The organism is Paraburkholderia acidiphila, assembly GCF_009789655.1.
GTDB lineage: Bacteria > Pseudomonadota > Gammaproteobacteria > Burkholderiales > Burkholderiaceae > Paraburkholderia > Paraburkholderia acidiphila.
Genome location: NZ_CP046910.1, coordinates 652,901 through 678,238 on the forward strand (window position 1 = coordinate 652,901; position 25,338 = coordinate 678,238).

Annotated in this window: 25 protein-coding genes; 12 read left to right on the forward strand and 13 right to left on the reverse strand. The window is 64.9% G+C overall.

Going from position 1 to position 25,338, the window contains the following annotated elements; translation table 11 throughout:
* Window positions 1–10 precede the first annotated feature (10 nt).
* The 3 genes from FAZ97_RS17555 (at window position 11) to FAZ97_RS17565 (ending at window position 1,752) form a co-directional block, all read left to right on the forward strand.
* Complete coding sequence (locus tag FAZ97_RS17555; RefSeq protein ID WP_158759724.1) at window positions 11–325, forward strand: hypothetical protein; 315 nt, start codon at window positions 11–13, stop codon at window positions 323–325.
* A 66-nt stretch (window positions 326–391) separates the two neighbouring features.
* Window positions 392–928 (forward strand): hypothetical protein, encoded by a 537-nt coding sequence (locus FAZ97_RS17560; protein ID WP_158759725.1) that lies wholly within the window; start codon window positions 392–394, stop codon window positions 926–928.
* The gene (locus tag FAZ97_RS17565; RefSeq protein WP_158759726.1) at window positions 925–1,752 is read left to right on the forward strand and encodes a patatin-like phospholipase family protein; all 828 of its coding nucleotides are present in this window, start codon (window positions 925–927) and stop codon (window positions 1,750–1,752) included. The genes FAZ97_RS17560 and FAZ97_RS17565 overlap by 4 nt, the downstream gene beginning before the upstream one ends.
* Before the next feature lie 70 nt (window positions 1,753–1,822).
* On the opposite strand, the gene FAZ97_RS17570 is transcribed toward FAZ97_RS17565, so the two are convergent.
* Both FAZ97_RS17570 and FAZ97_RS17575 read right to left on the reverse strand, forming a co-directional pair.
* Window positions 1,823–2,056 (reverse strand): hypothetical protein, encoded by a 234-nt coding sequence (locus tag FAZ97_RS17570; RefSeq protein ID WP_158759727.1) that lies wholly within the window; start codon window positions 2,054–2,056, stop codon window positions 1,823–1,825.
* A 67-nt stretch (window positions 2,057–2,123) separates the two neighbouring features.
* The gene (locus tag FAZ97_RS17575; protein ID WP_158759728.1) at window positions 2,124–3,386 is read right to left on the reverse strand and encodes a tyrosine-type recombinase/integrase; all 1,263 of its coding nucleotides are present in this window, start codon (window positions 3,384–3,386) and stop codon (window positions 2,124–2,126) included.
* Between the two features lie 196 nt (window positions 3,387–3,582).
* Here FAZ97_RS17575 and FAZ97_RS17580 point away from each other — a divergent pair, with 196 nt between their 5' ends.
* The 7 genes from FAZ97_RS17580 (at window position 3,583) to FAZ97_RS35620 (ending at window position 11,309) form a co-directional block, all read left to right on the forward strand.
* Window positions 3,583–4,284 (forward strand): CDP-alcohol phosphatidyltransferase family protein, encoded by a 702-nt coding sequence (locus FAZ97_RS17580; protein WP_158760970.1) that lies wholly within the window; start codon window positions 3,583–3,585, stop codon window positions 4,282–4,284.
* Window positions 4,281–5,099: a 2OG-Fe(II) oxygenase gene (locus FAZ97_RS17585; RefSeq protein WP_158759729.1), complete on the forward strand. Its 819-nt coding sequence runs from the start codon at window positions 4,281–4,283 to the stop codon at window positions 5,097–5,099. Before FAZ97_RS17580 ends, FAZ97_RS17585 begins: the two co-directional genes overlap by 4 nt.
* Window positions 5,096–6,106, forward strand: a complete 1,011-nt coding sequence (locus tag FAZ97_RS17590; RefSeq protein ID WP_158759730.1) for a flippase-like domain-containing protein — start codon at window positions 5,096–5,098, stop codon at window positions 6,104–6,106. Before FAZ97_RS17585 ends, FAZ97_RS17590 begins: the two co-directional genes overlap by 4 nt.
* Before the next feature lie 28 nt (window positions 6,107–6,134).
* Window positions 6,135–6,914 (forward strand): phosphocholine cytidylyltransferase family protein, encoded by a 780-nt coding sequence (locus tag FAZ97_RS17595; RefSeq protein WP_158759731.1) that lies wholly within the window; start codon window positions 6,135–6,137, stop codon window positions 6,912–6,914.
* 230 nt (window positions 6,915–7,144) lie between these two features.
* Window positions 7,145–8,548 carry an MFS transporter gene (locus FAZ97_RS17600; protein ID WP_158759732.1) on the forward strand — a complete coding sequence of 468 codons (1,404 nt, stop codon included), beginning with the start codon at window positions 7,145–7,147 and terminating at the stop codon, window positions 8,546–8,548.
* Between the two features lie 123 nt (window positions 8,549–8,671).
* Window positions 8,672–10,402, forward strand: a complete 1,731-nt coding sequence (gene ggt / locus FAZ97_RS17605; protein ID WP_158759733.1) for a gamma-glutamyltransferase — start codon at window positions 8,672–8,674, stop codon at window positions 10,400–10,402.
* A gap of 364 nt (window positions 10,403–10,766) precedes the next feature.
* Window positions 10,767–11,309 carry a helix-turn-helix transcriptional regulator gene (locus FAZ97_RS35620; protein WP_158759734.1) on the forward strand — a complete coding sequence of 181 codons (543 nt, stop codon included), beginning with the start codon at window positions 10,767–10,769 and terminating at the stop codon, window positions 11,307–11,309.
* A gap of 18 nt (window positions 11,310–11,327) precedes the next feature.
* On the opposite strand, the gene FAZ97_RS17615 is transcribed toward FAZ97_RS35620, so the two are convergent.
* The 3 genes from FAZ97_RS17615 to FAZ97_RS17625 all read right to left on the reverse strand — a co-directional run bounded on the left by FAZ97_RS17615 (window position 11,328) and on the right by FAZ97_RS17625 (window position 14,234).
* On the reverse strand, window positions 11,328–11,519 hold the full coding sequence (locus FAZ97_RS17615) for a hypothetical protein (protein WP_158759735.1): 192 nt from the start codon (window positions 11,517–11,519) through the stop codon (window positions 11,328–11,330).
* 34 nt (window positions 11,520–11,553) lie between these two features.
* A complete protein-coding gene (locus FAZ97_RS17620; RefSeq protein ID WP_158759736.1) occupies window positions 11,554–13,257 on the reverse strand; it encodes an FAD-dependent oxidoreductase in 1,704 nt (567 codons plus the stop codon).
* Window positions 13,258–13,415: 158 nt separating this feature from the next.
* Window positions 13,416–14,234, reverse strand: a complete 819-nt coding sequence (locus FAZ97_RS17625; protein WP_158759737.1) for a helix-turn-helix transcriptional regulator — start codon at window positions 14,232–14,234, stop codon at window positions 13,416–13,418.
* 230 nt (window positions 14,235–14,464) lie between these two features.
* Here FAZ97_RS17625 and FAZ97_RS17630 point away from each other — a divergent pair, with 230 nt between their 5' ends.
* Entirely contained in the window at window positions 14,465–15,487 is a 1,023-nt protein-coding gene (locus FAZ97_RS17630) for a VTT domain-containing protein (protein ID WP_158759738.1), read from the forward strand.
* A 39-nt stretch (window positions 15,488–15,526) separates the two neighbouring features.
* Here the strand turns inward: FAZ97_RS17630 and FAZ97_RS17635 are convergent, their stop codons facing one another.
* Window positions 15,527–16,954 carry an MFS transporter gene (locus tag FAZ97_RS17635; RefSeq protein ID WP_158759739.1) on the reverse strand — a complete coding sequence of 476 codons (1,428 nt, stop codon included), beginning with the start codon at window positions 16,952–16,954 and terminating at the stop codon, window positions 15,527–15,529.
* A gap of 302 nt (window positions 16,955–17,256) precedes the next feature.
* Between FAZ97_RS17635 and FAZ97_RS17640 the strand changes: the two genes are divergently transcribed.
* The gene (locus FAZ97_RS17640) at window positions 17,257–18,282 is read left to right on the forward strand and encodes an aldo/keto reductase (protein WP_158759740.1); all 1,026 of its coding nucleotides are present in this window, start codon (window positions 17,257–17,259) and stop codon (window positions 18,280–18,282) included.
* A gap of 43 nt (window positions 18,283–18,325) precedes the next feature.
* Here FAZ97_RS17640 and FAZ97_RS17645 read toward each other — a convergent pair whose 3' ends face one another.
* The 7 genes from FAZ97_RS17645 to FAZ97_RS17675 all read right to left on the reverse strand — a co-directional run bounded on the left by FAZ97_RS17645 (window position 18,326) and on the right by FAZ97_RS17675 (window position 25,324).
* Complete coding sequence (locus tag FAZ97_RS17645; protein ID WP_158759741.1) at window positions 18,326–18,502, reverse strand: hypothetical protein; 177 nt, start codon at window positions 18,500–18,502, stop codon at window positions 18,326–18,328.
* A 560-nt stretch (window positions 18,503–19,062) separates the two neighbouring features.
* Window positions 19,063–19,764, reverse strand: a complete 702-nt coding sequence (locus tag FAZ97_RS17650) for a carbonic anhydrase (RefSeq protein WP_158759742.1) — start codon at window positions 19,762–19,764, stop codon at window positions 19,063–19,065.
* Window positions 19,765–20,106: 342 nt separating this feature from the next.
* Window positions 20,107–20,940 (reverse strand): ABC transporter ATP-binding protein, encoded by an 834-nt coding sequence (locus FAZ97_RS17655; protein ID WP_158759743.1) that lies wholly within the window; start codon window positions 20,938–20,940, stop codon window positions 20,107–20,109.
* A gap of 38 nt (window positions 20,941–20,978) precedes the next feature.
* Window positions 20,979–21,812 carry an ABC transporter permease gene (locus tag FAZ97_RS17660; RefSeq protein WP_158759744.1) on the reverse strand — a complete coding sequence of 278 codons (834 nt, stop codon included), beginning with the start codon at window positions 21,810–21,812 and terminating at the stop codon, window positions 20,979–20,981.
* Window positions 21,813–21,844: 32 nt separating this feature from the next.
* A complete protein-coding gene (locus FAZ97_RS17665) occupies window positions 21,845–22,705 on the reverse strand; it encodes an ABC transporter permease (protein WP_158759745.1) in 861 nt (286 codons plus the stop codon).
* Window positions 22,706–22,726: 21 nt separating this feature from the next.
* Window positions 22,727–23,791, reverse strand: coding sequence for an ABC transporter substrate-binding protein (locus tag FAZ97_RS17670; RefSeq protein WP_158759746.1), 1,065 nt, complete (start codon window positions 23,789–23,791; stop codon window positions 22,727–22,729).
* A 285-nt stretch (window positions 23,792–24,076) separates the two neighbouring features.
* A complete protein-coding gene (locus tag FAZ97_RS17675; RefSeq protein ID WP_158759747.1) occupies window positions 24,077–25,324 on the reverse strand; it encodes an MFS transporter in 1,248 nt (415 codons plus the stop codon).
* Between the last annotated feature and the right edge of the window lie 14 nt (window positions 25,325–25,338).

A 25,338-nucleotide genomic window follows, 5' to 3' on the forward strand; every position in this document is an offset into this window, starting at 1 on the left:
CGAGGAAACCATGAATGCATGGATCAAGATGCTTGCAGCTGCGCTGCTGTTTGCCCTATGGGGCGCTCTCGTTTTTACCCACCAGGCGGATCCGAAGGACCTCGTCATGGGCATCCAGCTCGCGCTGGTCGGCCTCGGCGTTTTCCACGCGGCCACGAATAGCGCACGGCCAGTTTCAGCTGCATCCGCATTCGCGGACATTGCCGAGCCTGCTGCGCCTGCAGAGCCCGCACTATCGAATGCCGCGTCGCCCGCGCCGGCGGCCACTGCTGTAGCGCAACCTGCACCCGTACCAACCGCCGCCGCTCCGGCAGCGGTGCAGTAACCCGTCGTTCCCTCCAGCAGGACTTCCCGCGGCGATCGCCGCACACAACTCCCGAAGGTTCTCACCATGAAGAAACTCATGCTGCTCGCGGCAGGCGTTCTTGCGCTTGCTCTTTCCGTTGCCGGTTGCTCGACCGCTCAACAGCAATCGGCCGCGCAGGTGGCGGCGAAGCTGAAGACCGACGCGCTGAACGCGTGCGGCGTCGTACAGCCGACGTTGTTGTCCCTGCAGGCGCTCGCTAACCCGGCGCCCGGTGCCGCGGCGACGCTCCTCACAGGGCAGGCCGTCGTGATCAACGCGCTTGTCTCGACCAATGCGCAGGTCTGCGCTTCCGTCGGCAACGTTGATCCGGCGAACGTCATCGCGCTCGTGAATACCTCGATACCCGCTGCGATCCAGGTGGTGAACGCAATCCCCACCCTCGATCCGGCGACGAAGGCTGCGGCGACGGGAGCACTCCTCGTATTCCAGACCGCGTTGTCGACCGCGCTCGCGATCTACAACCAGAATGCGGCGACCGCCTCGAGCACGGCCACGGCGTCGACGGCCGCGACCTCGACCGCGGCTTCCGCGCCGGCGGCGGCATCGGCGGCAACGCAATGAGGCCGCTGCGCCTCGCGCTGAGCGGTTCTGGCTTCAAGGTGCCGGCGCACGTCGGCGCGCTGCAGGCGGTCGCTGACGCCGGCTTCGAGCCCGTCGAGCTGGCGGGCACGTCCGGCGGCAGCATCGTCGCGGCGATGGCCGCATGCCGCATGAAGCTGTCGGATATGAAGACGCTCGCGCTGACGTTCGACTGGTCCGGCATGCTCGCCTTCAGCCCGTTCGCGGCGCTGCGCCTGCGCGGCTTCTGCGACGGCCGGCGGCTGCTCGACTGGCTGACCGACCAGACCAACGGCCTCACGTTCGGTCAGCTGGGCACGGACCTCACGGTCGTAGCCTCGGACGTCGCGAGCGAGGCGCCGTTCGAGTTCTCGCGTGCAACGACGCCGGGCGTGGCGGTCGCGCAGGCGGTCCGTGCGTCGACGTCGATTCCGTTTGCGTTCGAGCCGGTGCGTCTGGGGGCGTCGCTGCTCGCCGACGGCGGGATGGTGAACAACATCCCGGTCGATCGCCTGAAGGTCGACGAGGTGCCTCGGCTAGGCGTGCAGCTCGTAAGTCAGGATCTGCCGATGCAGTCCGACACGTCGCTTTCACCGTTCGGGTTCTCCGAGCGGTTGATCGACCTGATGCTGTCGGCCTGCGAGTCGACGCATGTATCGGCCGCCCAGGCCGCGGGCGCGCACATGGCGTTTGTCGAGACGGGCTATGCGTCGACGCTCGATCGCACGATGCCCCTCGAGCTACGGCAGCGCCTGTTCAATGACGGCTACAACGCGGCGAAAGCGGCGCTTGCCGCCATCCCGGCGCCCGTCGCCCCCGTGGCATAGTGCACAAAAGAAAAAGCGGCGACGGATCGTCTCCGTCGCCGCTTTCTTCCCATCAGCGCTTTATCGCGCCTCAATCGTATGGCACGCCGCCGTGATCCCACGGCCTGATGTTCTCCGTCGCGCGCCAGTCGACATCCTTCGCATTTCGGTCGCGCCTGGTTCCGTCAAGGCGCTCCGTTCCCTTCATGCCATAGGCCCACCATTTCTCAGCCTCGGCATCGATCATCCAGAAGTTCGTTTCCTTCCTGCCGCCCCAGTGGCCCGTCTCCACGAACGCCCAGCGGTACTCCCATAGCGATTCCACGATTCACCCCAAATACTGTATTTATATACAGTAGTATAGCCAGGGCGCCGAGGGCTCGTCGCTGCGCTTACGCGGCGCGCCGCGGTTTGAATGGCACGACGTTCGAGCCGGACTCTTCGTGCGGGGTGGTGCCGTCGCAGCACTCGCCAATGAATTTCGCCCAGGCTTCCATGGCGCGCCGGCGCTCCGGGATCTCTTCGCGCACGTCATAGACGCCTTCGATGCCCGGCAGCTTGTGATTGAGCGCGATTTCGCTGATCTCGCGCGAGAAGCCAAGGTTGCGGAGGTGCCCCTTTGCCGTCGACCGTGTGTCGTGCGGTGTGAAGCGGCGAATCTCGAGGCCTTTGCTGACGAACGCCTCGGTGATCGCGTCGCGAAGGATATGCATGTTCACGTGCCCCTCGTTCTTGCTCCAGCGCGAAGGGCAGAGCCATGGCGAATCGCCCGACAACGCGATCAGCTCCCGGAACCAGCCGATGACGAGCGGGGGCAGGGGAACGAGAAACCCCTCTTTCGTTTTCACCGTCTCCCCGCGTACGCGCCAGCTGCCGCGCTCGAGGTCGATCAGCGACTTCTCCGCCTTCACCAGCTCGCGCGTGCGCACGCACGTTGCCAGCAGGATCCGGAACATGAGTCCATTCGCCCGGCCGAGCAGCTTGTCGACGCCCGGCAGCAGCGCGCGCAGCTCCTCCTCGGAGAGCATCAGGCGCTTGCGGCGTTTCGGCTGCTCACCGAGGATCGCCTCAAGGTCGATGCCGGTCGCCGGGTTCGCGTCGATCATCCGCTGGCCAGTCGCGTGCGTGAATACCCGGGTCGTCAAGCCGAGCAGGGTTTTGCAGACCGACCACGGATGGCCGCACGTCTTGATCATGTAGACGATGTCGGAAGGCCGCGTCGCCCGCACCTCGAGCGGCCCGAGTTTTGTCCGGAGCGTGCCGTCGAGCAGCCATCCGTACATCTTGACGCTGTTCTCGGCGAGGCTCGGGAAGCGCTTCTCAACGAATTCGTCGCAGAGCTTCGAGACGGTCACCGCCTCGCGCACGCGCGCCTTCTCGACGCGCTTGTCCGCCGCCGGATCCTCGCCGCCGTCGATCTTCACGCGATAGGCGCGCGCTTTCTTGCGCGCATCTGACAGGGAAAGGTCGGGGTAGGTGCCGAGCGTGAGTTCGCGCCGGCGCGTGCCGCGACTGTAGCGGAGCACCCAGGTCGCGGCGCGGGTATCGGAAAGGGTAAAGGTGAGCCCGTCGCCGTCGCTCTTCGCGACGGGTTCGCCCTGGGCGACCCAGCGGCGCAGCTGGAGGTCGTCGAGCGCGTGATGAAGGCGTGGCATTGTTATTTGCTCGGGGGTTGGTCGAGCGGATTATTAGGCGGTTCCAGCTACCAGTCTAGCTACCAACAAAACCGGTGACACGATGGGACATCGTAATGCACCTTGCAATCGCGATGCCCTTGAGAATCAAGGGGTTAAGCACATCTGTGTGACACTATGGAGCACGATGGATTACATTCGCCTATACTGCGCGGTTATGACCGAAAAAGATAAACCTCTAAAAACGGCTCCGCGAGCGGTGCCACTACCGCGCACGTGGGATGCTCGCGCGGCGCGTTGGCTCGTCACTCCGCTCGTTTCCACGCGCGTTACCCCGAATCACCTGACCACGCTGCGACTCCTGATTGGTGTTGCCGGCGGCTTTTATCTGGCGCGCGGCGGCTTTCTGCACGCCAATATTGGCGCATTTCTTATCGTTTTGTCGAATTTTGTTGATCATACCGACGGCGAACTGGCGCGTATCAGCGGCAAGACCAGCCGTATCGGACATTTCTACGATCTCGCGGCGGACGCGCTTGTCACCGTCCTGCTGTTCTTGGGCATGGGCTACGGCCTCGGCGCCGTGGCCGGCCACTCGGGCGCCGAATGGCGTGTGCCGCCGGCCGTGCTGGGCGGCATCGCGGGCGTCGCGGTCGCCGTGATTTTTTTCCTGCGCATGCGCATCGAGGAAATGGCCGGCAAGGCGGGCACGCAACAGGCGTTCGCCGGTGGTTTCGAGACTGAGGACGTGCTGTATCTGCTACCCCTTGTCACGCTGACGGGCGTGGTGTCGCCGTTCATTATCGCGGCTTCGATCGGGGCGCCGTTGTTCGCCATCTGGGTGGTGCTCGACTACGTGCGCGTGACGCGCCGTCAGCGCCCCGCCAAGGAAACGCCTCAGGTGTGGAGCAGCAGATGAGCTTGCAAGCAGAACAAGAACAGGTCGTAGCGCCTCCCGTCCCCGCGCAAAGCCGCGCCGCACATGTCACACGCGCCGGGGCCGGCGAGCCGGACGGCGCGATCGGCCGCGCGCTGCACCCGTTGAGCACCGCGCGCCTGCGCGACGACTACCAGAGTCAGGGCTCGTTCCTGTATCTCTCCGATTTCCTGCCCGCCGATGCCACGCAACAGTTGATCGACGCGGCCAACGCGCTGCTTCCCGAAGTCAACCGCAACTATCTGCCGGGCCACAAGGCGGGCGGCAGCGTGAGCCGTCACACGATCGACCGCCTCGCGCCGTACATCGCCGAGCTTTACCGCTCGCCGCAACTGATCGCGTGGCTCGAAAAGATCACCGGCGACCGCCTCCAGCTTTCGCCCGAAGACGACCCGCACGCGTACGCGCTCTATTACTACACGCGCGCCGGCGACCATATCGGCTGGCATTACGACACGTCGTATTACGACGGCCGCCGCTATACGGTGCTGCTCGGCGTGATCGACGAGTCGTCCTGCAAGCTCGACTACGAGCTGCACACGAAAGACCCGAACAAGGCGGATGAACCGGGCTCGGTGCAGTACCCGCCGGGCGCGCTGATCGTGTTCGACGGCGACAAGCTTCGCCATCGCGTCACGCCGAGCCTCGAAGGCGAAGTGCGCGTGTCGCTCACGCTCGAATACGTGACGAACCCGAACATGCGTCCGTGGCGGCGCTTCATCTCGAACATGAAGGACGCGATTGCGTACTTCGGTTTCCGCCAGGTGTTCCGCAAGGCGTTCGGAGGCAAGGCGTGAGCCGTGCTGCCATCCTGCTGCTGTCGATCGGCACGGCACTCTTCATTGCGCTGCTCGCATGGCAGGGCCTCGGCTCGGTAACGGGCGCGCTCGCGGCCGCCGGTTGGGGTCTCGTGCTCGTTGCCGCGTTCCACGTCGTGCCCCTCGCGCTCGACGCGGGGGCGATCGCCGTGCTCTTCGGCAAAGATGCTCGCGTCGATCAGCGTGACGCGCTGCTCGCGCGCTGGACGGGCGAATCGGTGAACAGCCTGTTGCCGGCGGGCCAGATCGGCGGCCCGGTGGCGATGGTGCGTCAGCTTGCCCAACGCGGCATGTCGATGCGCGACGCGGCCGCGGCTATCACCGTGAGCACCACGCTGCAGGCCGTGGCGCAGATCGTTTTCGCCGTATTCGGCATCGTGCTTTTTTCGGCTTATGCCGCGAACGGCGCGCCGCGCGATCTCGGCGTCGCGGCGCTGATTGCGACCGCCGTGCTCGGCGGCCTGATCGCACTGTTCTATGCCGCGCAGCGCCGCGGTTTGTTCGGCCGCCTGCTGCGCCTTGCCTCGAAGGTATTCGGCAAGCGCGACTGGTCCGCGCTTGCCACGCGCGCCGACGCCGTCGACGAAGCCGTGAAGTCGCTTTACGCCCAGCGTGGCCGCGTGGCGGCCAGCTTCGCGTTGAGCCTCGCGGGCTGGCTCGTGGGCACGGTGGAGGTGTGGCTCGCGCTGCGCTTTCTCGGCCATCCGGTAGGCTGGATCGATGCGCTGCTGCTCGAAAGCATCGGCCAGGCCATTCGCGGTGCGGCCTTCGCCATTCCTGGCTCGCTGGGCGTGCAAGAGGGCGGTTACCTGCTGCTTGCGCCGCTCGTCGGCCTGCCGCCCGAGGCGGCGCTCGCGCTCTCGCTCGCCAAGCGCGCGCGCGAAATCCTGCTCGGCTTGCCGGGCCTGCTGTATCTGCATTTCAGCGAACGTAGCTGGCAACGCCGGCGCGCCTCGCGCGTCTGTGCTGTCGAAGTCGCCGATTGATCTTTTTTCTCCCAAGGAACGTTTGCGCATGCGCGCCATCATTCTCGCGGCAGGCCTTGGCCTGCGCCTTCAGCAACCGGCTGGAGATCAGTTTCCGAAATGTCTGCTGCAGTTCGAGGGCGTGACGCTGCTCGAACGCCATTTGCAATTCCTGGAAGAGGCGGGCGTGACGGAAGTCGTGCTCGCACTCGGTTTCCAGCCTGAGCTGGTCGAGGCCGAACTCAAGCGCATCGGTTGGCCGCACAAGGTCGAGGTCGTGATGAATCCGCGCTTCGACCTGGGCAGCGTGCTCACGGTGCATCGCACGGCCGAGGCGTTCACGCGCGGCGGCGACGTACTGCTCATGGACGCCGACGTGCTCTACGACGAGCGCGTGTTCGCGCCGCTCGTGGCAGGGGAGGCGCCGGCCAACCGTCTGCTGATCGACCGCGACTTCGAAGCTGGCGACGAGCCCGTGAAGCTGTGCCTGCGCAACGGCGTGCCGGTCGAACTGCGCAAGCAACTGGCGGTCGGTCTGCAATACGACACGATCGGCGAGTCGGTGGGCTTCTTCCGCCTGAACGAAGCCACGGCGCGCCGCTTCGCGCAGATCGTCGAAGGCTATGTTGATACGGGCCGCGCGAACCTGCCGCACGAAGAGGCGCTGCGCGACCTGCTGCTCGAACGCGGCAGCGAATTCGAAACCGCGGACGTGACAGGCGCGCCGTGGATCGAGATCGACTTCCCCAATGACGTGACGCGCGCCGCGGAGCAGGTGCTGCCGCAACTGCGTCCGGTCGTGAGCCGCGTGAAGCAGACGGCTGTCTGAAGCGCTTCTGCGCGGATTGCCTGACGCTCGATGTTTGATGAAGGCCGCGAGGTCTGTCGCCGATTGAAAGCGGCGGTGGGCTTCGCGGCTTTTGCTTTTGCGCGCGCCTTTGCTTCGCGCCGTGCGTGCAAAAGCGCACCGCTTCATCTGTTGCAGGGTTCCCGTTTTCCGCAACAAGGGCCATAATGGCAGCTTTACGCCATCAGCCACGCTGATCGTCGTTCCTGCCCATGCCATTAGCCCTAGGCACATTCATCGTTCCGCTCATTGTCGCGTGCTCGATGTTCATGGAGAACGTGGACGGGACGGTCATCGTCACCTCGCTCCCCGCACTGGCCCGCGATCTCGGCCAGGACCCCATCACACTCAAGCTGGCCGTCACGAGCTACGTGATCGGGCTCGGCGTGTTCATCCCCATTTGCGGCTGGGTGGCCGATCGCTTCGGCTCGCGCAATGTGTTTCGCACGGCCATCGGCATCTTCATGGCGGGGTCGCTGTTGTGCGCGGCTTCACGCTCGCTCGAAATGTTCGTGGCGGCCCGCTTCGTGCAGGGCATTGGCGGCGCGATGATGGTGCCGGTGGGGCGCATCATCATCTTCCGCTCGCTGCCCAAATCGGACTTCATTCGCGCGGTGAACTATCTCACGGTGCCCGCGCTGCTCGGGCCGGTCGTGGGGCCGCCGCTCGGCGGGTTCATCACCACGTATCTGCATTGGCGGCTGATTTTCTTCATCAATATTCCGATTGGCGTGCTCGGCATCTGGCTCGCGAACCGGCATATCGCGAACATGCACGAGGAGCATCCCGGGCGGCTCGACTGGGCCGGTTTCGTGCTCTCCGCGGGCGGGGCTTCGCTCTTCATGCTCGGCCTTTCGCTCGTCGGCGGCGAACTCGTCGGCACCGGCACGGCGGTGACGATGTGCGTAATCGGCGCTGTGCTGCTGGGCGCCTATTGGTTGTATGCGCAACGTGTCGAGCGGCCCGTGCTCGATCTGAAGTTTCTGCGCATCCCCACGTTCAACGCGAGCGTGGCGGGCGGGTCGCTGTTTCGCATCGGGCTCGGCGCCGTGCCTTTTTTGTTACCGCTCACGCTGCAGGAAGGGCTCGGCATGACGGCGTTCGCTTCGGGCGCCATCACGTGTGCTTCGGCGTTCGGCTCGATCTTCATGAAGGCGATCGTTTCGCGTGTGCTCGGGCGCTTTGGTTTTCGCCGCACGCTCATGGTCAACGCGGTGCTCGCGGGGACGGCCATCGCGATATGCGGCTCGTTTTCGCCGGGCATGCCGGTGTGGCTCATCTGGCTCATTGTGCTCGCGGGCGGGATCTTTCCGTCGCTGCAATTCACCGGCCTGAACTCGCTCGCCTATGCCGATATTCCGACGCGCGACATTGGCCGCGCCACGAGCGTGGCAAGCGTGATCCAGCAGGTGTCGCTCGGCCTCGGCGTGACGATTGCGGGCCTCGTGCTGCAAATTTCGCATCGGGTGCAAGGGCATCCGACCATCGTCTGGTCCGATTTCTGGCCCGCGTTTCTCGTGGTCGGGCTCTTTTCTGTGGCGTCGATCCCGGTGACGATGCGTTTGCCCGCGAATGCGGGAGAGGAAATTGCGCGCGGCCGGCGTGGCAAGGCTTGATTCAGGCCGTGACGTTCGTCTTGCACAATTGTGGAATTGGCGGATCGCAAACGTTTTCCTGGCGTGCTATAAGGCCAAGGCAGTTTCCGTTAGGCCAACAAACCGAATCATGAGGTGCACTCAATGAAGCTGGTTGAAAAAACGAAGATTTCCGCTGCCGCTCTCGCACTGCTTTCGCTATCCGCCTTGTCCGCGGGCTTCCTCGAAGCCACGCCCGCCTTTGCGAAGGATACGGCGCAACGCCCTGCGGTCCTCAACGCATCGGCGGTAGCCGTTGCCGACAAGTACGCGGCCGACGCCGCCGAGCAGATCTTCAAGGAGGGCGGCAACGCCGTCGACGCGGCGGTCGCCATCGCCTTTTCGCTTGCCGTGACCTACCCGGAAGCCGGCAACATTGGCGGCGGCGGGTTTATGACGCTCTACGTGAACGGCAAGCCGTACTTCCTCGACTATCGCGAGCGCGCGCCGCTCGCCGCCACGCGCACGATGTACCTCGACGACAAGGGCAACGTGATCGAGGGCAAGAGTCTGTACGGCTACGACGCCGTGGGCGTGCCGGGCACCGTGGAGGGCATGTGGGAAGCGCAGAAGCGCTTCGGCAAATTGCAGTGGAAGCAGGTGCTCGCGCCCGCAATCAAGTACGCACGCGACGGTTTCGTCGTCGATGAGCAACTTGCCAAGCGCCGCGAGGCCGCCGAGAAGGACTTCGCCGGCAAGACCAACTTCGACGAATACTTCGGCAACCTGAAGGAGGGCGTGACGTTCAAGCAGCCCGATCTCGCCAATGTGCTCACACGCATTGCGAACCAGGGCGCGAAGGACTTCTACGACGGCAAGACCGCCGACCTGATCGCCGCATCGATGAAGGGCCACGGGCTCATCACGAAGCGCGATCTGCAGGAGTACAAGGCGGTGTGGCGTCAGCCGGTCGAGGCCAAGTGGAACGGCTATGAAATCATCACCGCGCCGCCCCCGAGTTCGGGTGGCGTGGGCCTCGTTCAGCTGCTCAAGATGAAGGCGATGCTGGCGCCGCAGTTCAAGGACGTGCCGCTCAATTCGCCACAATACATCCACCTGATCTCGGAGATCGAGAAGCGCGTGTTCGCGGATCGCGCGCAATATCTCGGCGATCCCGACTTCTATAAGGTGCCGGTCGCGCAACTCACCGACGACGCCTACCTCGCGAAGCGCGCCGCTGAAGTCGACCCCGACAAGCCTTCCGACACCAAGAGCGTGCAGCCGGGCCTCGGCACCTCGATGCCGGAGAAGGCGGAAACCACGCACTTCTCGGTGGTCGACAAGTGGGGCAACGCCGTCTCGAACACGTACACGATCAACGGTTACTTCGGTTCGGGCGTGGTCGTGCCGGGCGCCGGCATCGTGCTCAATGACGAGATGGACGATTTCGCTTCCAAGCCGGGCGTGCCGAACATGTTCGGCGTGGTGGGCAGCGACGCGAACGCGATCCAGCCGAAGAAGCGTCCGCTGTCGTCGATGACGCCGACCATTCTCACGAAGGACGGCAAGGTGGCGCTCGTGATCGGCACGCCGGGCGGTTCGCGCATCTTCACGTCGATCTTCCAGGTGATCAACAACAACTACGACTTCGACATGCCGTTGAAGGACGCGGTGGCCGCAATGCGCTTCCACCACCAGTTGCTGCCGCCCAACACGATTTTCTGGGAGCCGTACCAGCCCATCGACGGCGAACTCGCCAAGCAGGTCGAGGCGAAGGGCTACGTGCTGAAGGGCCAGAACTTCAATGGCGACATTCAGGCGATCCGGATCAACGGCGATACGCCCGACGCGGTTTCCGATCCGCGCGGCCGTGGCGTGTCGCGCTTGATCCAGTAAAACCGCGATGCCGATGCGAAACCATACGCCGCGCATGAAAGCTAACCATTTCGCATCGGCAACCTGGCATGGGGTGGCAAAAGTTTGCATGACATGAGCGTTTGTCCTCAAATTTGGGGATGCCACGCCGTTATTCATCGCGTACTATGCAACCTCCGGCGGAAGACAGCCCTTTGCCGGCGTGTGTTTTTCTTGGGGCGGCATTTGCCGCCCCATTTTCTTTTCGGCAGTTCCGTTCCACAGCTACATAGCTACATCGCTTCACAGTCAGACCGCATATTGAATCGTCAGGCGAGGAACACCCAGCTCTGACGTTTGCGCCGCCACGCAAGCGAGGCGCGACCACTTTTCATTGCATCTGAGCATGGACCTGACGAGCCGCGAACTCGCGTTGATCGCCGACGTCTTCAAGCTGCTGGCCGACCACATCTTGCCGGAGGGCGCCTTGCGCCTCGAGGTCGGGCGGCGCCTGCTCGAACTGCTGGCCGCCGATGGCCTGCATGCGGGCGCGGATTTGTTCGTCTGGTCGGGCGAAGAGAAAGTCGATCATCTGCGCATTCGCCGCGGCAAGCGGTGCGAGCCTTTTTCCGATCGCGAACTGGTGCTGTTCGATCTGTTGCGCCCGGCTTTTAACGCCGCGCTGGCACGCTCGCGCGCGCAGACGACGCACGTTCAGCCGGCGCAAGGCGACGTATCCGCCGCGGATAACGAAGCGATCAACCGCTTGACGCGGCGCGAGCGCGACGTGGTCGCGCTCGTGGTGGAAGGGCTGCTCGACAAGGAGATCGCCGAGCGGCTAGGCATTTCCTATACGACCGTCCGCACCCATCTCGATCGTTCGTTTCAGAAACTCGGTGTCACCAACCGCTCGCGCCTCGCGCGGCTCGTGCAGTCGCCGCAGCGCTGAGGCGCGCTGCGTTTTCCTTTATTTCGGCGCGGCTGCCGAAACGTTCTCACTCGCCGCATCGATCAAACCGACGCAGGTTTGCGCGTCGCCGATGCGCTCGATCGCGAGCAGCGCGAAGCGCGCGAGGAAGAGCGGGCCGTTGGCTTCGCCCAGATGGGTCATGGTCTTGCACAGATGCGTGTAGACGGCGTCGAGTTCGCTGTCGGTCATGGCTTTCTCCTTCTTTATTTGATTGCGTCAGCGCTCAGGCGCGCAGCGCGTGGTCGAGAGCGGCGAGCGCTTGCGCGGCGACCGTGATCGCGTCGCCGTGCCAGCGGCCGAGCACGTGGCCGTCCGGGCGCACGAGATAGAGCGCGCCAGGTTGCGCGCCGCACATCTCGAACAGGCGTCCGGTGTGGTCCCAGCCGCTGCGGCGCGGCGTGTCGGTGCTTTGGCGCTGCGCGAGCGGCACCAGTGCGAACGGCAGCGCGCGTGCGGCCAGCGTTGTTTCGAGCGCGGCGATCGGGGCGGGCGTCGCGCCATCCTCGCTGAAGTAGAACGCCGTGAAGCACGGCGCGATCAGGTCGGTCACGTGGCCTGCGCGCGCGCCTGCCTGATCGACGATCGTGAGCGGGCATTCGGGCAGCACCGTGCCCGGCGCCGGGCCGTTCTCGAAGGCGTCCGAGGCCGCATTGAGCGGCGAGGCCGAGTAGGCGATGGCCGAAGTCTGGCGCGGATTGATCAGCGAGCGCACGGCGGCGTGCTCGCGCGCGAGGCTCAGCACGGCGGTGCGCATCAGATCGAAGGCGAACGACGGCGGCGCCATGAACTCCGTGCTCTTCGTGCCGTAGCTCAAGTTTTCGTGCGCGGCGTAGACGCGCTCGTCGGAGTAGCTGTCGAGCAACGTGTCGCTTGCGAGGCCCTTCACGACATAGGCGAGTTTCCACGCCAGATTGTCGGCGTCGTCGATGCCCGAGTTCGCGCCGCGCACGCCGAAGATCGGCACGAGGTGCGCCGCGTCGCCCGCGAACAGCACGCGGCCATGGCGGTAGCGCTCGAGCGTGAGCGCGTTGGCCTTGTAGATCGTGATCCAGACCGGCGACCACGACGCTTTCTCGCCCATCATGTCGAGCAGGCTCTGCACGCGCGGCATGACGTTTTCGGGTTTGATCGCCTCGTCGGCGTCCTCGCCGTCGCGCAGTTGATAGTCGATGCGCCACACGTTGTCGGGCTGCTTGTGGACGAGCACGGTCGAACCGGGATTCGACGCCGGATCGAAATACGCAAGCCGTTCCGTGGGCCGGGCGCTGTCGAGCAGGATATCGACGATCACGTAGCGGCCTTCGTAGCTCGTGCCCTGAAGCTTCAGGCCGAGCGCTTCGCGCACCGTGCTGCGGCCGCCGTCCGCGGCGATGAGCCAGTCGGTCTGCGCGGTGTAGTCGCCCGCGGGCGAGGAAAGCGAGAGCGTGGCGCCGTGCGCGTCGTCCTGCAGGGCCGTCACTTTCGTGCGCCAGCGAATGTCGATGAGGTCGTCGTGCTGTTCCGCTGCATCGAGCAGGAACTGCTCGATGTGGTACTGCGCGAGGTTGACCATCGGCGGCAGCTTCTGGTTTTCGTCCTGCGGCATCGTGAAGTGCAGCACTTCGTCGTTGCGATAGAAGCTGCGCCCGCCCGTCCACGGCAGGCCTTTGGCGAGGAAGCCGTCGAGCGCGCCGAGGCGTTCGATGATTTCGAGGCTGCGGCGCGAGATGCAGATCGCGCGGCTGCCGTAGCAGACCGATTCGTCGGCTTCGATCAGCACCGAGCGCACGCCGTGCTGCGCGAGGCCGAGCGCGATGGCGAGGCCCACCGGGCCGCCGCCGACGATCGTCACGGCGTGGCGTTGGGCTTCACGGCCGCCTTCGAGTACGGGCAGGCGCGCGGCGTACTGCTTCGCCTCGAACGGATAGGGTTTGAATTCGGCGCTCATGGGGAATGCGTCTCCGATACGTAAGTCTTGTGCTTGCCGGCTTGCCCCGAGCGGAGGCGCTGGCGATGAAGGCAGTATGGAGCGCGAGGCGCGGCCCGCTGTCCTCAATTTGGGTACAGGGGGCTTACGGTGGGGAGATGAGCGCTTGCGGCGGTGGCTTAGCCCTGATCCGTCGCCAGACAAAGCGCAAAAAGCTGCCGCTGGCTCGAAATCCCCAGCCGCTGATACGCGCGTTTCTGATACGTCACGACGCTGCTGGGTTTCACGCCCATGCATTCGGCGATTTCAACCGCGCTGCGTCCTTCGAGCACGCCGCGCAGGGCGTCGAGTTCACGCTTGGACAGCGTGGGGCAGAGCCCGCGCAGGCGTGCGAGCATCAACTGAGGAATGCCGAGCTGGCTCTGGCCGCGAATCGTGTAGTGATGCCGCGCCGACTCGCCGATCAGCGGCGCGAGCGATTCGACCAGTTCGACTTCGGCCGGCTGAAAATTCCCGGCATCGCTTTCGCGGTACAGGTTCACGGAAAGCCAGATATCCGCGGCCGGCTGCAGCAGCAGCGAGAGCCGGTCGGACACATTGGGCGTGGCGTAGCACGCGGTGCGGTACCCGTCGTGTGCGATGTCGGCGCTGCTTTGCCAGTGCAGCACGAGCGACGAGCCCGGCTTGTCGGCCGAAGCGCCGGTGACGATCTGCTGATTGCCGTCGAGCGCGTAGAAGAGGCGTGCGTAGGTATCGGCGACGTCGCGCAGAAAGCGCCCGCCGCGATGATCGGCCACCGAAACCGTGCGCGGCCGGTTGCCGAACTCGTAGGCGAACACGGTGCACTGCGTGACCGACGTCGCCGGACCGAGCATGTTCAGCACTTCGGCGGCGAGCGCGTTGGCGTCGTCGCGGCCGATGGCCGAAACGAGGCTGGTGACGCGCGAGAGGTCGAACTGACCTGTCTGCCTCGGTCGATCGAGATTCCAGTAACGCATGTTTCTTAACGGAAAACGGCTGGGAAAGGCTACTTTTGCGAGATTAGCATCGTTTCGCATCGGCGCGAAAGCGCCAGCAGAGGGGCCGGATCGCGATAAGCGATGCCGTTGTGAGGGTTGCGTCAACGTGAGCAAGGAACGGCACGTTGGGGTAATCTCCACCCTCGGCCGGCGCGGTATACGCGCCATGTTTCCTTACCTGAACATCCCTGCGCGCAGGTTATCTCCCAATGTTGACGCTCCCCACCGCGATTCCACCCGATTTCGGCGCCGGAGCGGTCTTTCTCAGCGTACTCGTCACGCAACTGGGCGTGCCCGTTCCGGCTGCGCCCGTGCTGATCCTCGCGGGCACGATGGCGGCGGGCGGCGAGACCTCCTACGGGAGCCTGCTGGCGGCGGCCGTGATCGCCACGCTGCTCGCCGATTCGCTGTGGTTCGCCGCGGGCCGCAAGCGCGGGCGGCGTTTGCTCAATGGGCTCGTGCGCTTTTCGCTGTCACTGGACACCACCATCCGCATCGCGCGCAATGTATTCGAGCGCTACGGCGCGCCGATTCTCGCGGTGGCCAAGTTCGTGCCCGGTCTCGGCCTGATTTCCGCGCCGCTGCTTGGCACGACGACGGTGGCGGTGCACGTCTTCCTGCTTTGGGACACGGTTGGCGCAGCGTTGTGGGCGGGCACCTGGCTGCTCGGCGGCGCGGCGCTGCACGCCGAGATCGTGCGTTTCGCGGCGTTCGTGCGCGCGAACGGCATGACGATCTTCGACGTGCTCGCCGTGGCGGGCGTGCTGTTTCTTGCCTGGCGCTGGCTGCGGCGCATGCAGTTCCGCCACTGGCTCGCCACGCATCGCATTTCGCCCGACCAGCTCGACGAGATGATGAAGTCGAGCGCGCCGCCCATCGTGCTCGACGCGCGCCCGCACACCGTGCGCGAGAAAGAGGCCTACCGGATTCCCGGCGCGCGGCCGCTGAACCTGGAATCGAACGAAGAACTGTCGCCCGAGCTGATCGGACGTCCGATCGTCGTGTACTGCGTGTGTCCGAACGAAGCGACGGCCAAGCGCATCGTCGATCAACTGCGCAACAAGCACATCTATCATGCGCGCGCGCTCAAGGGCGGCCTCGACGCCTGGGAGCGGCACGGCTATCCGGTCGAGCCGCTGTCCAACGAGTTCCACGCGGCGCATGAACATGCCGAGGAACTCGAAGCGGGCGAAGAACCGGAATACACCGTGCGGGCAAGCCTCTCCAAATGATCGTTGTTTCGCCGCGCGCCGCCCGCCGCGCGGTGTTCCCTAGGCGCGCTGCCTGCGCGAGCCGCCGCCTACGTTCTGTCCCGCATCGCGCGCCATCTGCGCATACCCCCACACCGAAATCAGCGTGAGCACGCCGGCTCCGAGAAAGGCGAGCCGGAAGTCGTCGAGCGTGAACACATGGCCGGTCGTTTCGCCGTTGACGTGCGCGGCCACCCGCAGCGCGAGCGCGCCGAATGCAATGCCAAGGCCGATGGTCATCTGCGCCGCCGCGCTCCAGAGCGTGCTGGCCGCGCTCATCTGCGGCTGTGCGACATCGGCGTAGGCCAGCGTGGCGAGGGTGGAAAACTGCATCGAGCGCGTCACGCCGTACACGAACACGACGATCAGCACGATGGCGAGCGGCGTGCCGGGCGTGAGCAGGCCGCACGCGATCAGCGAGACACCTGCAACACTGACGTCGACGACCGAGACGAGCCGGAAGCCCCAGCGTTCGAGAATGCGCGTCGTGAGCGCCTTCATGCCGAGATTGCCGAGCGCGCTCGCGAGCAGCAGCAGGCCGGACTTGAACGCCGAGAGACCGAAGCCGATCTGGAACATCAGCGGCATCAAGTAAGGCGCCGCACCGATGCCGATACGCGTGAGCGAGCCGGTCACGATCGTGACGGAGAACGTCGGTACTTTCAGCGTGGAAACATCGACGAGCGGATGCGGATGACGCTTCGCATGCACGAACGCGACGACCCCGATCGCCACGCCCGCCGCAACGATCGCCACCGCGCGCCACGGATTCTGGCCGACCTGACTCGCGAGTTCCGCGCCGTAGAGAATGGCGGTCAGCGACGCCCCGCTCAGCACGAGGCCTGTGACGTCGAGCGGCCTGCGCTGTTCGCCGCGCAGGTTCGGCACGATTGCGGCGATGGCCGCGAGCACGGCAATGCCGAACGGCACGTTCAGCAGAAAGATCCAGCGCCACGACGCATAGGTCGTAATGAAGCCGCCGATGGGCGGCCCGACCACGGGCGCGGCGATAGCGGGCCAGGTGATCGTCGAGATCGCCTGCATGAGCTTGCTTTTCTCGGTGCTGCGCACGACGACCATGCGCCCGACCGGCACCATCATCGCGCCGCCGATGCCTTGCAGGATGCGCGCGGCCACGAACTCGTCGACGTTCTGCGAGATCCCGCACAGCACCGACGCGACCGTGAACGTGACCACGGCGCCGAAAAACACGGTGCGCGCCCCGCAGCGGTCCGCCACCCAGCCGCTGGCAGGAATGAAGATGGCGAGTGCGAGCATATAGGCGGTCACGCCGAGGCTCAGGCTATTCGGGCCGATGCCGAACGAGCGCGCCATCTGCGGCAGCGCCGTGGCGATGACGGTTGTGTCCAGATACTCCATGAAGAACGTGGCGGCGACGAGGTACGGCAGCCAGCCGACGCTGGAAGAACGTTGCGCGGGAGCGGTCATTGCGCCTCCGCGCGGGAGAGGGGAATCAACGTCATCGTGGTGCGGATCCTGTGCGGTCTGCGGGCGAATTGGGACGACTCGTGCCGATCGAAAATAGTGCGGACCGGATAGTGAAGCCAAAAGCCCGCAGCGAAAGGCGACAGTTTCCAATACGCAAAAGCATCTGTACAGCCGCGCGGCGGGCGGCGGCGTTGTGAGCGCATTGCCGTGAGAGCTTCACGGCAAGCCCAAATCGAAGCGCGTAGACTCGTGCGCTGTCGGCATCTCATCGTCAACCCCCCTTGATCAATGGAGGATCGGAAATGGAATACCGTTTTCTGGGTGCGTCTGGAATGAAGGTGCCGGTGCTGAGCTTCGGCACCGGCACGTTCGGCGGCAAGGGCGAGTTCTTCGAGGCGTGGGGCGCAACCGATGTCGCCGAAGCGCGCAAGCTCATCGACATTTGCCTCGACGCCGGCGTGACGATGTTCGATACCGCCGATATCTATTCGAGCGGTGCGTCGGAGGCGGTGCTTGGCGAAGCGCTCAAGGGACGCCGCGACAAGGCGATCATCTCGACCAAGGCAACCTTCCGCTTCGACGACGAACCCAATAACGTGGGCTCATCGCGCTTCCACTTGAAGCGCGCGGTCGACGCGGCGCTCAAGCGTCTGCAGACCGACCATATCGACCTGTTCCAGTTGCATGGTTTCGATGCGCGCACACCGGCCGAGGAGGTGCTGTCCACGCTCGATGAACTCGTGCGCGCGGGCAAGATTCTCTATACGGGCGTGTCGAACTTCTCGGGCTGGCACCTCATGAAATCGCTGGCGGTGGCCGATCGCTACGGCTATCCGCGCTACGTCGCGAACCAGACGTACTACTCGCTGATCGGCCGCGACTACGAGTGGGAACTGATGCCGCTCGGGCTCGATCAGGGCGTGGGCGCGGTGGTGTGGAGCCCGCTGGGCTGGGGGCGTTTGACCGGGAAGATCCGGCGCGGCCAGCCGCTGCCGCAGACAAGCCGTCTGCACAAAACGGCGGAGCAGGGTCCGCCAGTGCCGGACGAATACCTCTTTCGCGTGCTCGACGCCATCGACGAGATCGCGAAGGAAACCGGCAAGACCGTGCCGCAGATCGCGTTGAACTGGCTGCTGCAGCGGCCGACGGTCGCGACGGTGCTGATCGGCGCGCGCGACGAGGCGCAGTTGCGCCAGAACCTGGGCGCGGTCGGCTGGAATCTCACACCCGAACAGGTGGCGAAGCTCGACGCCGCGAGCGTCGTGCGCCCCGTGTACCCATACTGGCATCAGGAGGGTTTCGCCGAGCGCAACCCGTCGCCGGTTTGAGGCGATGCTTCGCCCGGTGAGATAGCTTAAGGCTTCAAGCGCTTCAAGCCGCTTCGGCCTGGCGCAGGATCTGGGTTGCGCCTAGATGCAGCGCCAGGGCAATGAACTCGCGTTCCGCGAGGTTGACGGACTTCGCGGCGGCCAGCACGCGGTAATGATCTTCCGGGTGCAGGAACAGCTTGACTTCGACTTTCGACTGACGGTTCTGCGCGGACTCCATGGATGCTTCTCCTTCGGTAACCGGGCGCTCGGCCCGTGACGGGTGCGAAGCCCATTACCGGGCGTCCATACGCGCAAAAGCGCGCGCCGTGTGCCGCGCAATGAGCGGCAGCATGAAACGGCGATGACGCGGAGTGGGCCTTGATAGTTCGCCTGCCTGAACGCGTGCGCGACGGCAGGACACGCGCACTGAACTAGCGCAGCGTGGGACGACGCGATGCGCCGGTAGTGCGATTGAAGCCGGGATGAGACAGGTGATGCGACGGCGGGGCAACGTGCGGCATAAGCGAGCAACCTCCGGAATTCTTCTTCTTGTGCGGCAGGGCGCCGCATGTAGTACGGCCGCCAGTGTAGTCGCGTTTTGTCCTAGGGTAAACCCCTAATTTGAAAAGAATTATTGTGTAAATTGAGAAAATTGCGCGGCAAGATCCGAAATGCTTGGTGGATGCATTTCAATTCATGCGCAATGAATAAGAGGGATTGGATGGGGCGGCGAGAACCGCCGCCCCGGCGCCAGCCTTGAGGCTGGCGTTAAGGCGTGGGCGCGTCAGCGCCCGGCCATTATTCTTCGACGCGCTTGCGCAGGCGCGCGCGCGCTTCGGCCAGCGACAGGAACTTGCCGTGTGCTTCGTCCAGCACGGTGACCTTGCCGTGCCCGATGTCATAGACCCAGCCCTGCAGTTCGAGCTGACCCTGAGCCACGCGAGCCGCCACCGCGGGGTGCGTGCGAAGGTGCGTGAGTTGCAGGCGGACGTTTTCTTCCACGAGCGCCTGGACGATGTGGTCGTCGTCCAGACCGCGGGTCTTCACCACGCTGCGTGCCGCTTCCGCGTTGCGCAGCCACGCCTGCACGGTGGGCATGTTGGCCGTGGCTTCCGCGCCCGAGGCGAGGCCCTTCATCGCGCCGCAGTCGGTATGGCCGCACAGCACGATCTGCTTCACGTTGAGCGCGAGCACCGCGAATTCCACGACGGCCGACACGCCGCCGAGCATTTCGCCATAGGCCGGCACGATATTGCCGATGTTGCGGCAAACGAACAGATCACCGGGCTTGGCCTGCGTGATCATTTCCGGCGAAACGCGCGAGTCGGCGCAGGTGATGAAAAGCGTGTGCGGCGCCTGGCTGTGGGCGAGGCTGTGGAACAGCTCCTTGTTGCCCGGGAAAACGTGATGAGTGAATTCGTCCACGCCGTCGAGCAGGTGTAACAGATCGCAGCCGCACGAATCGGAGTGATCGTCGTGCGAGTGGGTGTTGTCTGGCATGGATGTTTCTCTCTTTATCATGAATCGACACTATCGAATGGCAACAGCGGGAGTTTACGCTGTGCCGACCCTTGGCGGATCGGAAAACTTCGCTTCACGCTGCGCAAGACGGCCGCTTTCCTGGTGGCCATGCGTCGAATCGGCGGGATATGTCGATAAACCGGCCGAAAAGACAGCTAAGTGCGGGAAAGTGGGCTTGCTGTGCGGGCACTTGCGCGGCGTGCGTTTCCGTTCGAAACGAGATTTTCTCACGCCGCGCGCAATTGGCCCACTCGGGGTGTCGCCGGTAGTGTCGGGATCATGAAGAGGGGTGGGACGCGACCGACCAGTCGGTCGGCGCGTTCACCACGCCATGCGCCATTGACCTGAAGAATGGGTCGGGGTGTCGGGCAACACCGTGTCGCCGGGCGATGTCGTTCCATCGGAGAAGTCGGCGAGGATTTCGTCGCGCAACCGCACGAAGCGCGGATCGGCGCGCTCGCGCGGGCGCGGCAATGCCACGTCGACGATGCGACGGATGCGGCCGGGGCGCGGCGCCATCGTCACGACACGGTCGCCGAGGTAGATCGCCTCGTCCACATCGTGGGTGACGAGGATCATCGTGATGCGTTCGCTTTCCCAGATACGCAGCAATTCGTTTTGCAGGCGGCCGCGCGTGAGGGCGTCGAGTGCGCCGAACGGTTCGTCCAGCAGCAGCACGCGCGGACGATTGACGAGGCCGCGCGCAATCGCCACGCGCTGTGCCATGCCGCCCGAGAGTTGATGCGGATACGCCCGCTCGAAACCCTTGAGGCCCACGAGTGCGATGTGCTCCGCGACCGCTTCGCGCTTCTCGCGCGTCGAAAGCGGGGCATTGCGCAGCGCCGCCAGGATGTTTTGTTCGGCGGTGAGCCAGGGAAACAGCCGATGATCCTGGAACACGATGCCGCGTTCGAGCGAGGTGTCGCCCACGCGTTCGCCGCGCATCATGATGGCGCCGCTATAGCCCGCGTCGAGCCCGGCGATGAGGCGCAGCAGCGTGGATTTGCCGCACCCGCTCGCGCCGAGCACGCTCACGAATTCACCGGGGCGCACATGCAGCGTCACGTCGTCGAGCACGTCGAGCGCGGACTCGCCGGCGCCGTAACGCTTGCTCACGTGCAGAATGTCGAGTCCCTCGGGTTCAACGGTGCTCATCGGGTTTCCTCTCTGGTTCATTTGATTGGCAATGCGAATCATTTGGCTGCGATGTGCAACCGTGCCAGCACCGTTCGCTCCACACGGCGTGCGAGCGCATTGAGCGCCCAGCCAATCGCGCCCACGACGACGATACCGAACAGCACGAGGTCCATGCGGAATTGCTCGCTGCCGTCGATCAGCAGATTGCCGATGCCGCTGCCCGCGACGAGCAGATACTCCGCGCCGAGCGTGGCGAGCCACGAATAGATGAGCGCGAGATAGAGGCCCGTGAAAATCGAAGGGAGCGCGGCCGGCAACAGGACGTAGCGGATTAGCTGCAGCCGCGAATAGCGCAACGCCTGCGCGAGTTCGACGTATTTGCGCGGGACGGCGTGAATGCCGTCGCAGGTGTGGGCGGCAACCGGGAGCAACGCCGCGAGCGACAGAAAGACGACCTTCGCGGCGTCGCCGAGCCCGAACCACACGGAAATGAGCGGAATCCACGCGAACAGCGAGATCTGCTTGAACGTGTCGAAGCTCGGCCCAACGATACGCGCGGCGATGCGCGAGAGGCCCAGCGAGCCGCCCAGCAGGAGTCCCGCCGTTGCGCCGATGGCGAAGCCGCAGGCTTCGCGTGCGAGCGATGCCGAAAGCGCGCGGGCCAACGCACCGCTCCCGATTTGTTCGTGAGCGGTGCGAATTACATCGGCGGGACTCACGAGCAGGCCGCTCTTCACGAGATGCGAGGCGCTCAAGGCCCACCACAGCGCAATAGCGACGAGGGGCAGGGCCGCACCCCGTAGATCGACACTTCGCCGTGGTTTGGCTTTCGCGGTTGCCTCGCAGGCGCAATCGGGGCGCGCGGTTTCTCGTGCGAATGAGAATTTCATGGCGAACTTTCCTCTGGGATGCGTGGCTGCCATCAAGCGCGAAACGCCGATGGCGTGCCGCGCCGCAAACGCCGCTCGAGCGCATCGAGCAGCCAGTTGATGACGAGGCCGACCGCGCCCACCACAACCACGGAAGCCATCACGAGATCGAGTTGAAAGAGTTGGCGGCCATACACGATCAGATAACCGAGCCCTTCTGACGACGCCACGAGTTCGACCACGACGAGCGCGAGCCACGCCTTCGTGAAGGCGAGGCGCACGCCGGTTGCGAGCGTGGGAATCGCCGCGGGCAGCACGAGCCTCACGATGCGTTGCCAGCGTGTGTAGGCGAATACGCGCGCGACTTCGTCCAGCGCAGCGGGTGTCTGCCGAAAGCCCTGCATGGTGCTAAGCGTGACCGGCACGAGCGCCGCATGAGCGATGAGCAGATACTTGAGCGGTTCGCCCACGCCGACAAGCAACAGCAAGAAAGGCAGCCAGCCGAGCACGGGGATCTGCACGAGGGCGTTGAAGCTCGGCAGCACCCAGGCTTCGAGCGTGCGCGAGAGCCCGAGCGCGCCGCCGATCAGCAAGCCGAGCACGGTCCCGCCCGCAAAGCCCAGCAGGACGCGTTGCAGACTGATCAGCGTATTGCGCGCAAGCTCGCCGCTCTGGGCGAGGTCGACGAACGTTTCATAAACGCGCTGCGGCGCGGGCAGGATTTGCGGCGCGATCCAGCCATGCGCGCAGCCCACGTTCCATAGCAGGAAGAGCAGTCCGGGCAGCAACCAGGGCGCGAGATGCCATGCGAACGCCCGTAGTGCGGCGCGCCAGCGTGTGTGGGTTGATGCCGCGTCGCTAGTGGGTGCTGCACGCGGCGTGTCCCTGGCAATCGTGATCGCGGTTTCCGTCATGATGCGGTTCCTCTCGCGCGCTCAGCCAAGCGGCTTGCCGGCGGCGTCGTAGCGGGTCCAGTAGTGTTCGAGCTTTTGCGTGCGCAGTGCGTTGTCGAGATAGCGCGGCTCGAACCACGAATCGACGTCCACGGGCTGGCGAATCAGCTTCAGGCGCAGGGCGTCCTGCGCAACGGCCTTGTAACGCGCCACGATGAACGGGTCGATGAGAGGCGAATTGCGATACTTCAGGGGTTGCTCGCCGAATTCGGCTTGCCAGGACGCGTAGCTCACGCCGCTCTTCGCCCACAGCTTGAAGAGCGCGTCGCGGTTGGCCTCGTCGGACGACCATTGCGCCGCTTGCACGAAGACGTTGACTACGCGCTGCACGATATCGGGGTGCGCCTTCTCGAAGCTGTCGAGCACGAGCAGATGCGCCTGGCGCGTCAACTGCGGCCCGTCGTGCTGCGATTCGTAGACGATGCGGGCAAGACCCTGGTCGCGCAGCCGGTAAAGGTGATAGTCATTCACCGAAGCGTCGATGCCTTTCGATGCGAGCGCCGCGAGCGAGCTTGCCGTGTCCAGGTTGATCACGCGCAGCGCGTGTTCGTCGAGCTGGTTTTCGGCCAGTGCGTTGTCGGCCACGAGCTGCAGGTTCGTGCCGCGAAAAATGGCGACCCGCCGGTCCTTGAGGTCCTTGATCGATTTGATGTCCGAGTCGGCAGGCACCCCCACCTTCACGCCGGAACGCACGCCCGATTCGAGCAGGATGCGGGTCTTGAGACCATTGGCGCGTGCGAGGACCGAGGGCAAGTCGCCTTGATACGCGAAGTCGAGTGCATTGTTGGCAATGGCCTCGTTCACCGCCGGGCCCGCGCCCTTGAAGAAGAGCCACTCGACCTTGATGCCGTCGGCGGCGAATTCCTTTTCGAGCAACTGCTGGCCCTGCACTGTGGCCGCGGTCGAGCCGCCGAAGGTAGGCGGATCGCCCGCGCCTTGCTGCGCGACGCCGATACGGATCACGGTGGGCTTTTCGGCGGCTGCATGCAGGGAGACGAACGAGAGCGCTGCGCAAAGCAGGTACTGCAGAACACGATATGAACGCATGGGCAGGTCGGATCCGGGTGACGAAACGGGGTGCGCAGACTGGCGAGCTTGCGTCGCCGTCGTTGCCGTTGGGTCATTCTTTTCCGTGCGTGCCGATCAGGACAACCAATGAATCGAGATTTGCATTTCTCGGCAGAAGCGCTGCGTGTGATGGGAAATGCGAACGGCAGGGCGTCTTCATCATAGTGGTGCGCCGTCCGTGCCGAAGGAAGAAATCGTGCTATCGATGTGAGCAGAAACGCATAGCCGCACCGGGTGTGATGCGGCTTCGCAAAAAAGCGCGCCTTATTGCGTTTCGACTGCGTGTCGCGTCGCGGCGGCGCGCCGCGACGGCATGAAGTACCACACGGCGCAGAGCACTTGCAGGACGACGAGGACCGTCCACACGGTCTGATGCGCGACCGCTGGGTAGTGGCCGTCGAGTGCTGGCCAGTGCGCGAGCGCGGCGCCAATCGCAATCTGCAGAAAGAAGATGCCGATGAAAATGACGAGCGTGAAAGTGGTGTTCACGCGGCCAATCAGGCGCGGCGGAAAATATTCGGCGAGCACGGCGTAGGTGAGGATGCCGGTGCCGCCGAACGCGCCGTACGCGGCCCAAAGCAAGGAGGCAGGCAGCGGCACACGCGCTGCGAGCAACGCTTGCACGAGTACGAAAACGAGCATCGTGACGCCGGAGAAGAGCTGTACGCTCACGCCGCGCCGCTCGAAGCTGCGTGCGAGCGCGCCAAAGCCGATATTGCCGACAATGAACGCGCCGCCCAGCACGGAAACGAGCGAGGCCGCGCGCGCGCCGGCATCGGCGGTGCCGGCCGGCACGACGTCGCGCAGGAACGCGCCGACCCACAGCGACTGCATGGCGTAGAACACAGCCTGGGTCAGCGACGAGAACGTCGCCGTCTTCCAGAACGCATGGCTGCGCAGGATGTGCGCGGTGCCCTTGAACTGTTCGAGCACGCTTGCCTGATGGTGGGTGTCGCGCGTACGCGGCCCGCCCATCCAGATGATGGCGGCCACGAGTACGGTGAGCGCCGCGAGCCCAAGGCTCACCGCGCGCCACGGCGCGATCGAGAGGAGCCACGAGAGCGGGGCGCCCACGGCTACGCCGCCAAGTCCCCCCACGGCCATCACGAGGCCGTTCACGAGGGTGAGCTGCGCGACGGGAAAGTGTTGCGCCGTGGCCTTGAACGCGCCGCCAAGGCACACCGACACGCCCACGCCGATCAGCAGCCGGCCGACCATCATCGCGGCCATGTTGTGCGAGACGCCGAAGATCAGCGCGCCTGCTGCGGCCACGAGCATGACGCACGCGGTGACGCGGCGCGGGCCGTAATGGTCGAGCAGCACGCCGCCGGGGATCTGCGCGCCGGCGAAGCCGAGGAAATAGAGGCTCGTGAGCGTACCGAGATCGGTCGCCGTGAAGCCCATTTCACGCGAAAGAAACGGCGCGAAGCCGAGATTGACGCCGCGAAACAGGTACGAAATGAAATAGCCGAGCGCGAATACGGCGAATACGCGCAGTCTGAGTGAGGTCATGTTGGGACGAAAGC